Source organism: Kineococcus auxinigenes (genome assembly GCF_050871525.1).
Classification (GTDB): domain Bacteria; phylum Actinomycetota; class Actinomycetes; order Actinomycetales; family Kineococcaceae; genus Kineococcus.
In genome coordinates, this window is sequence record NZ_JBKBCT010000003.1 from 182,003 (window position 1) to 194,895 (window position 12,893).

The 12,893-nt window shown below is 76.2% G+C and carries 11 protein-coding genes and 1 riboswitch; of the genes, 7 read left to right on the forward strand and 4 right to left on the reverse strand.

Annotated features, from left to right (window positions below; all coding sequences use genetic code 11):
* Positions 1 to 3: 3 nt before the first annotated feature.
* From ACRYR9_RS02715 to mgrA, 6 genes are all read left to right on the forward strand, one after another.
* A complete protein-coding gene (locus ACRYR9_RS02715) occupies positions 4 to 354 on the forward strand; it encodes a plastocyanin/azurin family copper-binding protein (protein ID WP_432492632.1) in 351 nt (116 codons plus the stop codon).
* Between the two features lie 11 nt (positions 355 to 365).
* On the forward strand, positions 366 to 698 hold the full coding sequence (locus tag ACRYR9_RS02720; RefSeq protein ID WP_432492634.1) for a cupredoxin domain-containing protein: 333 nt from the start codon (positions 366 to 368) through the stop codon (positions 696 to 698).
* 63 nt (positions 699 to 761) lie between these two features.
* Positions 762 to 1,187 carry a GNAT family N-acetyltransferase gene (locus tag ACRYR9_RS02725; protein ID WP_432492636.1) on the forward strand — a complete coding sequence of 142 codons (426 nt, stop codon included), beginning with the start codon at positions 762 to 764 and terminating at the stop codon, positions 1,185 to 1,187.
* Positions 1,184 to 2,284 carry a DUF4037 domain-containing protein gene (locus ACRYR9_RS02730; protein WP_432492638.1) on the forward strand — a complete coding sequence of 367 codons (1,101 nt, stop codon included), beginning with the start codon at positions 1,184 to 1,186 and terminating at the stop codon, positions 2,282 to 2,284. The genes ACRYR9_RS02725 and ACRYR9_RS02730 overlap by 4 nt, the downstream gene beginning before the upstream one ends.
* A 67-nt stretch (positions 2,285 to 2,351) precedes the next feature.
* A riboswitch (cyclic di-GMP riboswitch) is annotated at positions 2,352 to 2,431 on the forward strand.
* A gap of 12 nt (positions 2,432 to 2,443) precedes the next feature.
* Positions 2,444 to 3,076 (forward strand): hypothetical protein, encoded by a 633-nt coding sequence (locus ACRYR9_RS02735; RefSeq protein WP_432492640.1) that lies wholly within the window; start codon positions 2,444 to 2,446, stop codon positions 3,074 to 3,076.
* A 63-nt stretch (positions 3,077 to 3,139) separates the two neighbouring features.
* Positions 3,140 to 4,180 (forward strand): L-glyceraldehyde 3-phosphate reductase, encoded by a 1,041-nt coding sequence (mgrA, locus tag ACRYR9_RS02740; protein ID WP_432492642.1) that lies wholly within the window; start codon positions 3,140 to 3,142, stop codon positions 4,178 to 4,180.
* A gap of 60 nt (positions 4,181 to 4,240) precedes the next feature.
* Here the strand turns inward: mgrA and ACRYR9_RS02745 are convergent, their stop codons facing one another.
* The 4 genes from ACRYR9_RS02745 to ACRYR9_RS02760 all read right to left on the reverse strand — a co-directional run bounded on the left by ACRYR9_RS02745 (position 4,241) and on the right by ACRYR9_RS02760 (position 10,605).
* Positions 4,241 to 4,687 (reverse strand): DUF4383 domain-containing protein, encoded by a 447-nt coding sequence (locus ACRYR9_RS02745; RefSeq protein WP_432492644.1) that lies wholly within the window; start codon positions 4,685 to 4,687, stop codon positions 4,241 to 4,243.
* Between the two features lie 45 nt (positions 4,688 to 4,732).
* On the reverse strand, positions 4,733 to 7,210 hold the full coding sequence (locus ACRYR9_RS02750) for a sensor histidine kinase (RefSeq protein ID WP_432492646.1): 2,478 nt from the start codon (positions 7,208 to 7,210) through the stop codon (positions 4,733 to 4,735).
* A gap of 102 nt (positions 7,211 to 7,312) precedes the next feature.
* A complete protein-coding gene (locus ACRYR9_RS02755; protein WP_432492648.1) occupies positions 7,313 to 10,222 on the reverse strand; it encodes a hybrid sensor histidine kinase/response regulator in 2,910 nt (969 codons plus the stop codon).
* Positions 10,219 to 10,605, reverse strand: coding sequence for a response regulator (locus ACRYR9_RS02760; protein ID WP_432492650.1), 387 nt, complete (start codon positions 10,603 to 10,605; stop codon positions 10,219 to 10,221). Before ACRYR9_RS02760 ends, ACRYR9_RS02755 begins: the two co-directional genes overlap by 4 nt.
* Positions 10,606 to 10,902: 297 nt before the next feature.
* Here ACRYR9_RS02760 and ACRYR9_RS02765 point away from each other — a divergent pair, with 297 nt between their 5' ends.
* Positions 10,903 to 12,828, forward strand: coding sequence for a sensor domain-containing diguanylate cyclase (locus tag ACRYR9_RS02765; protein ID WP_432492652.1), 1,926 nt, complete (start codon positions 10,903 to 10,905; stop codon positions 12,826 to 12,828).
* Positions 12,829 to 12,893: the final 65 nt, after the last annotated feature.

Consider the following 12,893-nt stretch of genomic DNA (forward strand, 5'->3'; position numbering starts at 1 on the left):
CCCGTGAAGAAGCACGTCCTGCTCCCGGCCCTGGTGATCGCCGGTTCCCTGGCCGCCTGCGGCGGGGGTGACGAGGCCGCGGCCGGTGGCGGTGAGCAGCCGGCCGTCCGCGTCGAGGTGAAGAACATGCAGTTCTCGCCCGCGGAGGTGACCGTTCAGGAGGGGCAGACCGTCGAGTGGGTCTTCGACGACGGCGGCATGCCGCACGACGTCGTGGGCGACGACCTGACCGGTCTGGAGAGCGAGCTGCTGACCAGCGGGACGTACTCCTACACCTTCACCGAGGCGGGGGAGTTCGGGTACCACTGCACGCCGCACCCGGACATGACCGGCACCGTCACCGTCGAGGGGTGAGGAGACGAGCGGTGCTGCGAGCGCTGCTCGTGGTCCCCGCCACCACCGTTCCCGCGTCCTGCGCACCCGGCCGGGCGGCCGTCCCGGCGCGGCCCGCGGTCACCGTGCTCGTGCGGAACATCGCCTTCGAGCCGGCCGAGGTGGAGGTCCGTCCCGGGGAGGTGGTGGAGTGGGTGTTCGACGACGGCGGCATCCTGCACCACGTCCAGGGTGACGGGTTCGACAGCGGAATCGTCGGCGGGGGCACCTTCCGCCACGAGTTCGCCGCGGCGGGGGAGCACCCCTACCTGTGCAGCGTGCACCCCCACATGACCGGTGTGGTGCGTGTCGTGGACGCGGGATGAGCTCACGAACCGGGGTGGCGAAACGTGCTTGCGCTCCGCGACCGCGGCCGAGACGCTCGCGCCGTGACCGACCCCGAACTCACCTCGCGCCTCGACGACGTCGACTGGGACGCCCTGGACGCCGCGCTGCGCGCGGACGGTTTCCACAACGGCCGCACCCCCGAGGAGATGCGCCGCTCCTGCGAGAACTCCCACCGCACCGTCCTCGCCGTGCTCGGCGGCGAGGTCGTCTCGATGGGCCGCGTCCTCAGCGACGGCGTGGGCAACGCCTACCTCGTGGACGTGTGGACCGCGTCGGCGCACCGCCGCCGGGGCCTGGCCGGGCGGGTCGTGCGGGAACTGCTGGACAGCGTGCCCGGCCAGCACGTCGGGCTGTGGACCGACGACGCCGGGGAGTTCTACGAGACGCTGGGCTTCACCCCGCAGGCGGGGGGCATGAGCCTGGTCGTGGGCCGCTGGCTGGGCCGGTTCACGCCCCCGGCGCCGTGACCGGCGGACCCGCAGGTCCCGGCACCGGTCCCGCGGCGCCCACCGGGTCCGGCGCGGACCTCGCCCACGCGTACTGGCAGCAGGTCGTCGGCCCGTTGCTGCACCGCTCACTGCCCGGCCTGCCGCACGCCGCCGGCCGCCTCGGTGCCGGCTCCGACGTCCTCGGCCTGGACGACGCCGTCTCCCGCGACCACGACTGGGGTCTGCGGCTGACGCTGCTGGTCCCCGCCACCCGCGTCACCGAGGTCGGGGAACTGCTGGCCGCGCAGCTGCCGGGCGAGTTCGCCGGCCTGCCCACCCGGTTCCCCACCACCTGGGACCCGCGCCCCGTGCACCGCGTCGAGGTCGCCGACCCCGACGCGTTCGCCACCGCCCGCCTCGGCGTGGACGTCACCCGCCCCTGGGGCCCGGCCGACTGGCTCGTCCCCACCGGCCAGTCCCTGCTGGAGTTGACCGCCGGGCCGCTGTTCACCGACACCGACGGCCGCACCACCCGGTTGCGCGAGGGCCTGGCCCGGTACCCCGACGACGTCCTGCTCCACGTGGTGGCCTGCGACTGGCAGCGGCTGGACCAGGAGCTGCCGTTCGTCGGCCGCACCGGGCAGGTCGGCGACGACCTCGGCTCCCGCCTCGTCACCGCCCGCCTGGTCGACGCGGCCGTCCACCTCGCCTTCACCCTGGAACGCCGCTGGCCGCCCTACCCGAAGTGGCGGGGCACCGCGTTCGCCGCCCTGCCCCGCGCCGCCGCCGCCGGCCCCGCGCTGGCCGAGGCCCTGGCTGCGCCCTCGTGGACCCAGCGGCAGGACGCGCTGTGCGCGGCGCTGGAGACCCTGCTGCGGGTGCAGCGCACCACCGGCCTGCCGGCCACGCCCACCGCCACCGTCCCCTTCCACGACCGGCCGTCCCGCTGCGTCGACCCCGGCCTCGTGCCCGCCCTGCGGGCCGTCGTGCGCGACCCGGCCGTGCGCGCCCTGCCGGTGGGGGTCGGCGCCGTGGAGCAGTGGGTGGGCGCCGTGGACGTCCTCGTCGACGGCGCCCGCCGCGCCGCCGCGACCGGTGCCCTGCACGGGCTCGGCGCCCGTCCGCCGTCCGGGTGAGGTGCCCTGGACACCAGCCCCGCCCCCGGGGCACGGTGGACGGCGGGGCACCCGCACGGTCGCCTCGCCCGGACAAAGGCAAACCCGTCGTGAGGCGGGGACGCAAAGCACAGGGGCCTCACCAGCTGAGGCGGCCCGGCCACCCAGGAGGAACCCGCGATGCGCCGCACCACCACCCTCGCCCTGACCGCCGCCCTCGCCGCGGCGCTCGCGCTGCCCACCACGGGCGCGGCGCTCGCCGCTCCCCGGGCCAAGCCCACGGCGAGCCCCACCGCTGGACCGACGGCCACGACCGAGCCGACCGCCGAGCCCACCGCCACCCCGACGGACACCCCCACCGCGACACCCACCGCGACCAGCACGGGCGCTCCCGCCCCGCGCGTCACCCGCGGCTCCCGCGGCGCCCGGAACGTCCTCGTCGTCAACGGCACGGTCAGCGCCGTGGACGCCGCCGCCGGCACCCTCACGGTCACCGTCCGCGGCGGCCGCGACAAGTCGCTGCGCGGCAAGGAGCTGGTCGTGGCCGTCGCCGAGAGCGCGAAGATCGTCCGCGACGACGCCGCGGTCGAGCTGGCCGAGATCGCCGTCGGCGACCACGTCAGCGTCAAGGGCACCCGCGGCACCGCGGGCCCCACCGCCACCCGCGTCAGCGCCGACAGCGGCGACGAGCAGGACGGCGGCGACCCGACCGCCACGCCCACCACGGAGCCGACCGCCAGCCCCACGACGGAGCCCGCTGCGACACCGACGGTGGAGCCCACCACGGAGCCCACCACGTCGCCCACCGCCTGACGGGGCACCCGGTCGGCGGCCGCCGGGAGCGCCCGGCGGCCGCGGCGCCTAGAGTCCCCGGGCGTGAGCTACCTCGCGGCGCCCGACCGCTACGACTCGATGCCCTACCGCCGCTGCGGCCGCAGCGGCCTGGAACTGCCGGCGGTGTCGCTGGGGTTCTGGCACAACTTCGGCGACGACAAGCCGTTCCAGACCCAGCGCGACATCGTCCGGCGCGCGTTCGACCTCGGCATCACGCACATGGACCTCGCCAACAACTACGGGCCCCCCTACGGGGCCGCCGAGACGAACTTCGGCCGGCTGATGAAGGAGGACCTGGCCCCCCACCGCGACGAGCTGGTGATCTCCTCCAAGGCCGGCTGGGACATGTGGCCCGGCCCCTACGGCGACCGCGGTTCGCGCAAGTACCTCACGGCGTCGCTGGACGCCTCGCTGAAGCGCATGAACCTCGAGCACGTCGACATCTTCTACCACCACCGTCCCGACCCCGAGACGCCGCTGGAGGAGACGATGGGGGCGCTGGACGCCGTCGTGCGCTCCGGCAAGGCCCTGTACGTGGGGATCTCCTCCTACGGCCCCGAGCGCACCCTGGAGGCCTCGCGGATCCTGCGCGAGCTGGGCACGCCGCTGCTGATCCACCAGCCCTCGTACTCCATGTTCAACCGCTGGATCGAGTCCGGCCTGCTGGACGTCCTGGAGGCCGAGGGGGTCGGCTGCATCCCCTTCACCGCGCTGGCCCAGGGCCTGCTCACGGACCGCTACCTCGACGGGGTGCCCGCCGGCTCGCGGGCCGCCCAGGGCAAGTCGCTGGACCCGGGGATCCTCACCGAGGAGAACCTGCGGCGCATCCGCGGGCTGAACGAGATCGCCGCCGGGCGCGGGCAGACGCTGGCGCAGCTGGCGCTGTCGTGGGTGCTGCGCGACCGGCGGGTCACCACGACCCTCATCGGCGCCAGCAGCGTGCAGCAGGTGGAGGACAACGTGGCCGCCGTGGCGAACCTCGACTTCACCGAGGACGAGCTCACCGCCATCGACGAGTTCGCCGTCGACTCCGGCGTCGACCTGTGGGCCCAGGCGCGCGAGGCCGGCGACACCGCGTCCTGACGGCACCGGCCCCGGTCCCCGCGCGGGGGGCCGGGGCCGGTGGCGCCTCGGGAGCCGGGCTCAGCCCAGCTCGGCGGTGCTGGGGCGCTTGCCCGCCCGCACCGGCACGAACGCGATCACCAGGCCGGCGAACGCCAGCACCAGGTGCAGCGCGCTCGTCGGCCAGTTCGCGTTCAGGGCGTTGTCGTCGGCGTTGTTGGAGTACGCGAACAGCGCGATGCCGACCGCCACCAGGAAGATCCCGTACCACCGCGCGCGCCGCGCACCGGTGCGGGCCAGGACGCCGAGCGCGCCCAGCACCAGGTGCAGCACGTTCGACAGCGGATTCACGGCGAAGCCGATCACCTGCTGCTCGTGGGTGCCCTCCGTCCACCCGCTGAACCCGGTCACGAAGAACCCCGCGACGCCGAACGCGATCAGCAGGACGCCGACCAGGAGCGACAGGTGCTGCCCCGCGGTGGTGCGGGGCCGCTCCACCGACACCTTCCCCGCCATGTTCAAGCTCATGGGGGACAGGTGCCCCGACCGGGCCCGGCTGAAACCGTCCGACGCTCAGCCGCGCCGAGCGGCCGGCAGCTCCACGGTGAACACCGACCCGCCGCCGGGGCGCGGCGCGTGGCGCACGTCGCCGCCGTTGGCCAGCAGCAGCTCGCGCACGATGTACAGCCCCAGCCCGGTGCCGCGCACCGTGCCGGCGGTGGCGTCGGCGCGGGCCATGCGCTCGAAGAGCCGGCCGCGGAACTCCTCCGGCACGCCGGGACCGGCGTCGTCCACGTGCACCAGGACCCGGTCCCCGGCCGCCTCGGCGCGCACCGCGGTGGCGCCCGCGCCGTACTTCACCGCGTTGGACAGCAGGTTGACGAGCACCTGCTCCAGGTGGCCCGGCTGCACGGACGCCACCAGGTCCGGCGGGCAGTCCACGGCCGTGGCCGCCCCCGGCACGCTGGCCAGGGCGGCGTCGACGACGTCGCGCACGCGCACCGGTTCCGGGGTGGCGCTCAGCTGCCCCGCGTCCACGCTGACCATCGCCAGCACCTCGCGCAGGATGGTGTCCAGGCGCTGGGCGCCGCGGTGCACGGCCTCGGCGCTGCGGCGCCGGTCGGCCTCCTCCAGCTGGTCCCAGCACTGCACGGCCAGCTCCGAGTACCCCTGGATCGAGGCGAGCGGGTTGGCGATCTCGTGCCCGAGCATGCCGATGAGGTCCAGCTTGAGCTGGTTGGCGGCCTCCAGCTCCCGGTTGCGCTCGGCCAGCTGCGCCTGCTCGGCCAGCCGCTGCGTCACGTCCTCCACCTGCGCGACCAGGTACAGCGGGTCCCCCTGCTCGTCGCGGACCACGGCGCTGCGCAGCCGCACCCACAGGGTGCGCCCGTCGGCGTGCACGAAGCGCGTCTCGGTGGTGGCGGTGTCCAGCTCACCGGCGACCAGGCGGGCGGTGAGGGCGAAGCCGTCGGCGGCGTCCCAGGGGTGCTGCAGGTCGCGCAGCCCCATGCGCGACAGCCGCTGGGGGGAGTGGCCGGTGATCTCGGCCATGGCCGCGTTGGCCTGCAGGAAGTCGCCCGCGTCGGCCGCGTCCAGGCTGGTCAGCACCATGCCCAGCGGGGAACCGTCGAACATCATGCGGAAGCGCTGCTCGCTCATCTCCAGCGCCTCCAGCGCGGCGGTGCACTCGGCCAGAAGGGTGGCGTTGCGCGCGGCGTCGTCGGCGTGGCGCAACCCGGCGGCCAGGCTGCCGGCGAGCAGCTGCAGCAGCTGGGCGTCCTCCGCGGTGAAGGCGCCGGCGGTGCCGCTGGAGACCTTCAGCACGCCCACCGTCCGGTTGCCGCTGACCAGCGGGGCGGTGCACGTGGAGCGCACCCCGGTGCGCTCGCACGCCTCGGCGTCCACCCGGGGGCCGGTCGCGGTGTCCTCGCACACCACGGAGAGCCCCTGCTCGATCGCGGTGCCCGACAGCGACCCGGCGGCGGGCAGGCGCAGCCCCGCGTGGGCGGCCAGCGCGCCGGCGGTGGCGGCGTAGCGCAGCTGCCCGGCCTCCAGCAGCTCCACGACGGCCCCGTCGGCGGCCTCGAACGCGGCCACCGCACCGTCGGCGACGGCCTGCAGCACGGCCGCCCGGTCGGCGCCGGCGGCGGCGACCGCCTGCTGCACCCGCACCGTCGTCAGCAGCACGCGGCTGCGGCGGCGGGTCCGCTCCTGCTCGTCGCGTCGTTCGGTGACGTCCTCCATCTGCACCACGCGGCGCTGCTCGCCGGTGGGGGTCAGGACGGTGGTGACGTGCGAGCGCACCAGCAGGTGACCGGCGTCGGCGCGCCGCAGCCGGTGCTCGACCGCGACCGCGCTGCCGGGCGCGGCGTCGGCCTGCGCGCCGGCGACCCGGCAGACCGCCAGGTCCTCCGGGTGCACGAGGTCCGCGGTGGTCAGGCCCAGCAGCTCGCCCGCGCCGCGGCCCAGCAGGGCGGCCAGCGCCGGGTTCACCTGCACGATCGTCCCGTCCGCCTCGAGGACGGCGATCCCCGAGGGGCTGGCGTCGAACGTGGTGCGCGAGAGCTCCTCGCTGCGGGCCAGCGCCTGCTCGGCGGCGCGGCGCGGGCGCAGGTCGCGCAGGAACGCGTGGCAGCGGCGCTCCCCGGCCACCCAGGTGGGCCAGATGGTGATCTCCACGGGCACGCGGGTCCCGTCGCGGTGCAGCGCCTCGACCTGCACGGGGCGCCCGGACACCGTCCGCTCACCGGTGGCGCGGTAGCGGGCCAGGCCCGCGTCGTGCGCCCGCCGCAGCTCCGGCGGGACGACGACCTCCGTCATCGGCAGGCCCAGCACCTCGGTGCGCTCCCAGCCCAGCAGGTCGGCGGCGGCCTGGTTCCAGTCGGTGAGCACCCCGTCGTCGTCGATGGAGACGAACGCGTCCGGTGCGCAGGCCAGTGCCTGGCGCAGCACCTCGAGCTCCGCCCGCTCGGCGGCGCCCAGCGCCCGCTCCGGGCCGGTGGGGGTGCGCCGCACGACCGTGGAACCCTCCTGCACGTCCGCTCGAACCACCTTCCCGTGTCCTGCCGGCGTGGGCCCCTCGCCCACCCGTCCGTTCATCGGCGCGTCCCGCCGGTGGTTGAGTCCTGGACCACCTCGCTGGGCGTCATCGGCTCACCACCCCGCGGGTTCGTCGGCCGGCACCGCCCCGGCGGGGTCCAGCAGGGCGGCGGTGAACTCCGCGGCGACGGCGCTGAAGGTGCGGCACGTGCGCTCCAGCTCCTCGCGCAACCCGTTCAGGGACCGGCCGGCCGGGGCCTCGCCGCCGCGCGCCCGCGCCTCCAGGTCGGCGCACAGCTGGGCCAGGACCTCCGCGCCCAGGTTGGCGGCGGACCCCTTCAGGCTGTGCGCGCGGGTCTCCAGCTCGCGCGCGTCCCCCGACGCCAGGGCGTCCTCCAGGTCGGCGACGGCGCCGGGGGCGCGCTCGACGAACGAGGTGAGCAGCTGCGCGAACAGCGCCCGGTCGGCGTCGGTGTCCGCGCCGCCGAGGTCGGCGATGCGGGCGCGCACGGCCACCTCCAGCGGAACCGTCACCGGGACCCCCGCCGGGGCAGACGCCCGCGGGTCCGGCGCTCCGGCGGCCTGCGCCCACCACGCGCCGGCGGGGGCGTCGCCCACCGCCGAGAGCGCCCTGGCGAGCGCGTTCTCCAGCTCGCGGGCCCGCACCGGCTTGGTGAGGTGGTCGTCCATGCCGGCCTCGCGGCACGCGTCGCGGTCCTCGGACAGGACGCTGGCGGTCAGCGCGATGATGCGCGGCTGCAGCTCCCCGGGGACCTCGGAGCGGATGAGCCGGGTGGCCTGCAGGCCGTCCATCTCGGGCATGTGCAGGTCCATCAGGACGACGTCGTAGCGCGAGGCGCGCGCCGCCTCGAGGGCCTGCAGGCCGTTGTCGACGGTGTCGACCTCGTGGCCGAACTTCGCCAGCAGGAGCTGGGCGACCTTCTGGTTGACCGCGTTGTCCTCGGCGAGCAGCACGCGCAGGGCGGTGCCGCGGGCCACGGGCGCCGCGGCGGGGTCCTCGGCGGCGCGGCGCGGCGCGGCGGGGTCCTCGGTGGCGGGAGTCGCGGTGGCGGGTCGCGCGGTGGTGGAGCCCGCGCCGGTCCCGGCGGCGCCGAGCAGCCCGCGCAGCGCCTCCTCCAGCAGGGTGGCGCGCACCGGCTTGCTCAGGACGGCGTCGACGACGCCGGCCGCCGTGGCCGAGGGGTGCCGCTGGCCGCTGGTCAGCAGCACCAGCGGCAGGTCGCGGCCCGTGGGCAGCGCCCGCAGCGCGTTCGCCAGCTCCTCGCCGTCGGTGCCGGGCATGTGCATGTCCACCAGCGCGGCGTCGAAGGCCCGGCCGCCCGCGACCAGGGCGAGCGCCTCGCCGGCGGAGGACACCCCCGTGCAGGTGGCGCCCCAGCCCTGCAGCTGCAGCTGCAGCACGCGGCGGTTGGTGGCGTTGTCGTCGACGACGAGGACGTCGCGCCCGGTCAGGTCGGCGGTGGGGAGGGCCGTCGCGGCGAGCGCGCCGGTGGTCTCGGCCAGCGGGACGTCCAGGGTGAACGTGGAGCCGATGCCGGGGGTGCTGTCGACCCGCAGGGCGCCGCCCATGGCCTCGGCCAGCCCCGAGCAGATCGCCAGGCCCAGGCCCACACCGCCCTGCGGGCGGGTGAAGGGGTCCAGCGGCGCGAACGAGCGGAACAGCTCGCCGATGCGCTCGGCGGGGATGCCGGTCCCGGTGTCGCGCACCGAGAAGCGCACCAGCGGTGCGGTGCCGGGCGCGCCGGGGACGACGACGGTGCTGAGCACCACCTCGCCGCGGGAGGTGAACGTCACGGCGTTGCGCAGCAGGTGCGCCAGCACCTGGTGCAGGCGGGGCGCGTCGCCGCGCAGCGCCGCCGGCACGGCGGGGGAGACCTCGACGACCAGTTCCAGGCCCTTGGCGCCCGCCTCGTGGCGCACGAGCGCTGCGGCACCCGCGACGCAGGCGCGCACGTCGAACGGCTCGTCGGCCAGGCGCAGGCTGCCGGCCTGCAGCTGGGAGAAGTCCAGGACCTCGTCGATGACGACGAGCAGGGTCTCACCGCTGTCGCGGACGGTCTCGGCCAGCTCGCGCTGGTGGGGGTCCAGGGGGGTGTCCAGCAGCAGGTCGGTCATGCCGATCACGGCGTTCATCGGCGTGCGGATCTCGTGGCTCATCGTCGCCAGGAACGCCGACTTGGCCCGGTCCGCCGCGACGGCCTTGTCGCGCGAGGCCACCAGGACCTCCAGCGCGGTGTTCACGGCCTGGCCCACGGCGACGACCTCGGCCGGCCCGGTGACGACGGCCGGCTCGGTGGCCTCCCCGGCGGCGAGCCGCTGCGCGGCGGCGGCCACGCCCTGCACGGGCCGCACGATGCGCCGGTCCACCCACAGGGCCCCGGCGGCCAGCAGCAGGACGAGGCAGGTGGTGCCGGCCAGGATCAGGGCGCGGGTGCGGGCGGCGTTCAGCGTGGCGGTGCGCTGCTGCTGCGCGAGCAGGGCGCGCTCGTCGGCCTCCAGGACGTCCAGCGCGGCGGTGATGCGCTGCATCGCCCGGCGCCCGTCGTCGGTGGCGATCACGGCCTGCGCGGCGGGGAAGCCGGCGCTGCGGCGCAGGGCGATGGTGTTCTGCATCTCCGACAGCTTGGCCGCCACCGCGCTGCGCAGCTCGTCCCGCGCGGCCGCGGCCGCGGCGCTCGTGCCGGTCTCGTCCACGAGCTCGTCGACGAGCCCGCCGACGTCGCCGACGGCCTGCTCGTACGGTTCCAGGTAGTACTCGCGCCCGGTGATGACGTACCCGCGCTGACCGCGCTCGGCGTCGCGCACCAGCACGCGCAGGGTGGCGATGTCGTCCAGCACCGCGTGGGTGGCGTCGACGTCGGCGCGCTCGGCCAGCAGCGTCTGGATGCGCGCGTACGAGCTGCCGCCCAGCACGAGGGTCGTCGTGATCGCCAGCAGCAGGCCCGCGGTGAGCATCCGGGCGATCGAGGAGCGGGCGCGCGGTGCGCGCGGGGCGGTGGTCACCAGGCGGCGGCGGAGCCGGCGGTCGCCAGCGCCTGCTCGATCGCGGTGCACAGGGCGGTCAGCACGACGGGCTTGGTGAGGTAGACCGCGCCCAGGGCCCGGCCCGCCTCGATGTCCGCCGGCTGCACCCGGCCGCTGAGGAAGATCACCGGCAGGTGCTCGTAGTCTTGCTGCCCGCGCAGGTCCGCGACCATCTCCAGGCCCGTCGTGCCCGGCAGGGACACGTCGCTGACCAGGACGTCCGGCGCGCCGCGCTCGGCCATGACCGCCAGGGCCGCCGCCGCCGACTCCGCCCCGATCACGCGGTGCCCCGCGGCGCGCAGCCGCAGGTCCAGCAGGGTGCGGATGTCCGCGTCGTCCTCGACGACCAGCACCTTGGCCATGACCGGTTCCTCCCTCGGCTCTTCGGCGGTGCGGGGGCGTCGCCGCCGCACCGGCCCTGCGCACCGCCGCCGCAGCGGCCGGGTGCACCTGACGCACCAGTCATCGGCAGCGGTGGCGCTGAGGTGAAGCGCCACTCGTCCGCCCGTCGACCGGCGCCTCCGGACGGGCAGCCGGTCACGCACCGTCACCGCCCCTGGGGCTCAAGGCGGCTGCCCCGGTGCCGATGACCACCACGGCGCGGTTCGGCAGGGAGCCCGGACGCGCTCCGCCGATCAGCAGACGGGAGGGCGGGGGACGTGCACCACCGAGACGCCCGGGCACCCGGGGCCACCGCGACCAGGGCGCTCGCGCACCCCACCCTCTCCAGCGTCCTGTTCGCGGCGCTGTTCACCGCCACGATGGTGGTGGGCCGCCACACGGTCCCCGAGGGCGGAGCGCTGGCGCTCGTCTCGCCGTGCGCCGGGATCGCCGCCGTCTGGTTCAGCGCCTCGCGCAGCGCCCGCGGGCGCGCGCTCGACGCCGCCCTGCTCGTGGTGCCCGGCGTCGTCGTGCACCTGGCGACCGGCGCGACGCCCCTGCTGGCCGTCGCCGCCACCCTCGCCACCCTCGCCCAGACCCTCCTGTTCACGGTGCTCCTGCGCCGCTGGTGCCCCGGCGCCGGCCCCGGGCAGCCGCTGCGCGGGGTTCCGCAACTGGTGCGCCTGCTCGCCGCGTGCGGCATCGCCGTCACGGTCGGCGGTGTCCTCGCCGCCTCCGCCGCCGCCTGGGAGACCGACCGCACCGGGTGGGTCGACCTGCTCACCTGGGTGGCGCGCAACGGCCTGGCGGTCCTGCTGATCGGCTGCGCGGGCCTGCGGCTGGTGACGGCGGGCGCCCGCCGACCGCGGACCGCGGAGGCCGTCCTCGCCTTCGTGGTCTCGGCGGCCGCCTACACCGCCCAGTTCGCGCTGCTGGGCAGCCTGCCCGTGACGTTCCTGCTGCCGGTGCTCACCGTGTGGGTGGCGCTGCGCTTCCGCAGCCGCACCGTCGTGCTGCACTGCCTGTTCACCGGTGCCTGCGCCGTCGTCTTCACGCTGCACGGGCACGGACCGTTCGCAGCGGTGGGCGACCACACCGCGCGGGCCCTGCTCGTGCAGGGGCACGCCGCCGTGGCCGCCGTCATCGGCCTCGTGCTCGCCCTCGGCCGCGACGAGCGCGACGAGCTCCTGGCGGAGGTGCGCCGCCAGGCCGCCGACGCGCAGCGGCAGGCCGAGGCCGCCGAGCTGCTCACCGGTGCGCTGCGCTCCCTGAACGCCGCCACCGACACCCGCGAGGCGCTGTGCGAGGCCACGGCCCGCATCACCGGCGCCGACGGGGTCTACCTCGCCGAGCCCGACGGCCGCGGCGCCCTGGTCAGCCGGGCGGTCTGGGGCGAGGGGATGGTGCCGGTGAGCATCGCCGTCGGCGAGCCCACCGTGCTCGCCGACGCGTTCCGGCGCGGTGAACCCCTGTTCGTCAGCGACCTCGCCGAGTGCACCGGCGCCTCGGCGCGGCTGCGCGACGCGCTGGGCGCCGTCTCGGTCGCCTACCAGCCGATCACCACCGCCGGCGGGCAGACCGCCGGCCTGCTCGCCAGCGTCTGGCGCACCCGGGTGCAGGAACTGCCCGCGCAGGCCCGCGCCGTCATGGCCGCCCTGGCCCAGGAGGCCGCGCACGGCATGGAGCGCGCCGACCTGCTGGCGCAGCTCGCCCTGGCCGCGGAGCGCGACCCCCTCACCGGCCTGGCCAACCGCCGCCGCTGGGACGAGGCCACCGGCAAGGAGATCGCCCGCGCCGCCCGCACCGGCCTGCCGCTGTCGTTCTGCCTGATCGACCTGGACCACTTCAAGCGGTACAACGACACGCAGGGCCACCTGGCCGGCGACGACCTGCTGCAGGAGTTCGCCGACGCCGCGAGCGGGTGCCTGCGCGAGGTGGACACCCTGGCCCGCTGGGGCGGGGAGGAGTTCGTCCTGGCCCTGCCCGGGTGCAGCGCCGCCGGGGCGCGCGCGGTCGCCGACCGCATCCGCGCCGCGGTGCCGCGCGGGCAGACCTGCACCATCGGGGTCGCCCAGTGGCAGCCGGGCCTGAGCGCCGCGGAGGCCGTCGCCCTGGCCGACATCGCCCTGTACGAGGGCAAGGAGGCGGGGCGGGACACCACCGTCGTCAGCGGTGCGGCACCCGCCCCCGCGCCCGTCCCCTGAAACCCCGACCCACCCCACCCCAGCGGTGATCTTGCACGGGTGAACGTTGACCCGTGCAAGATCAC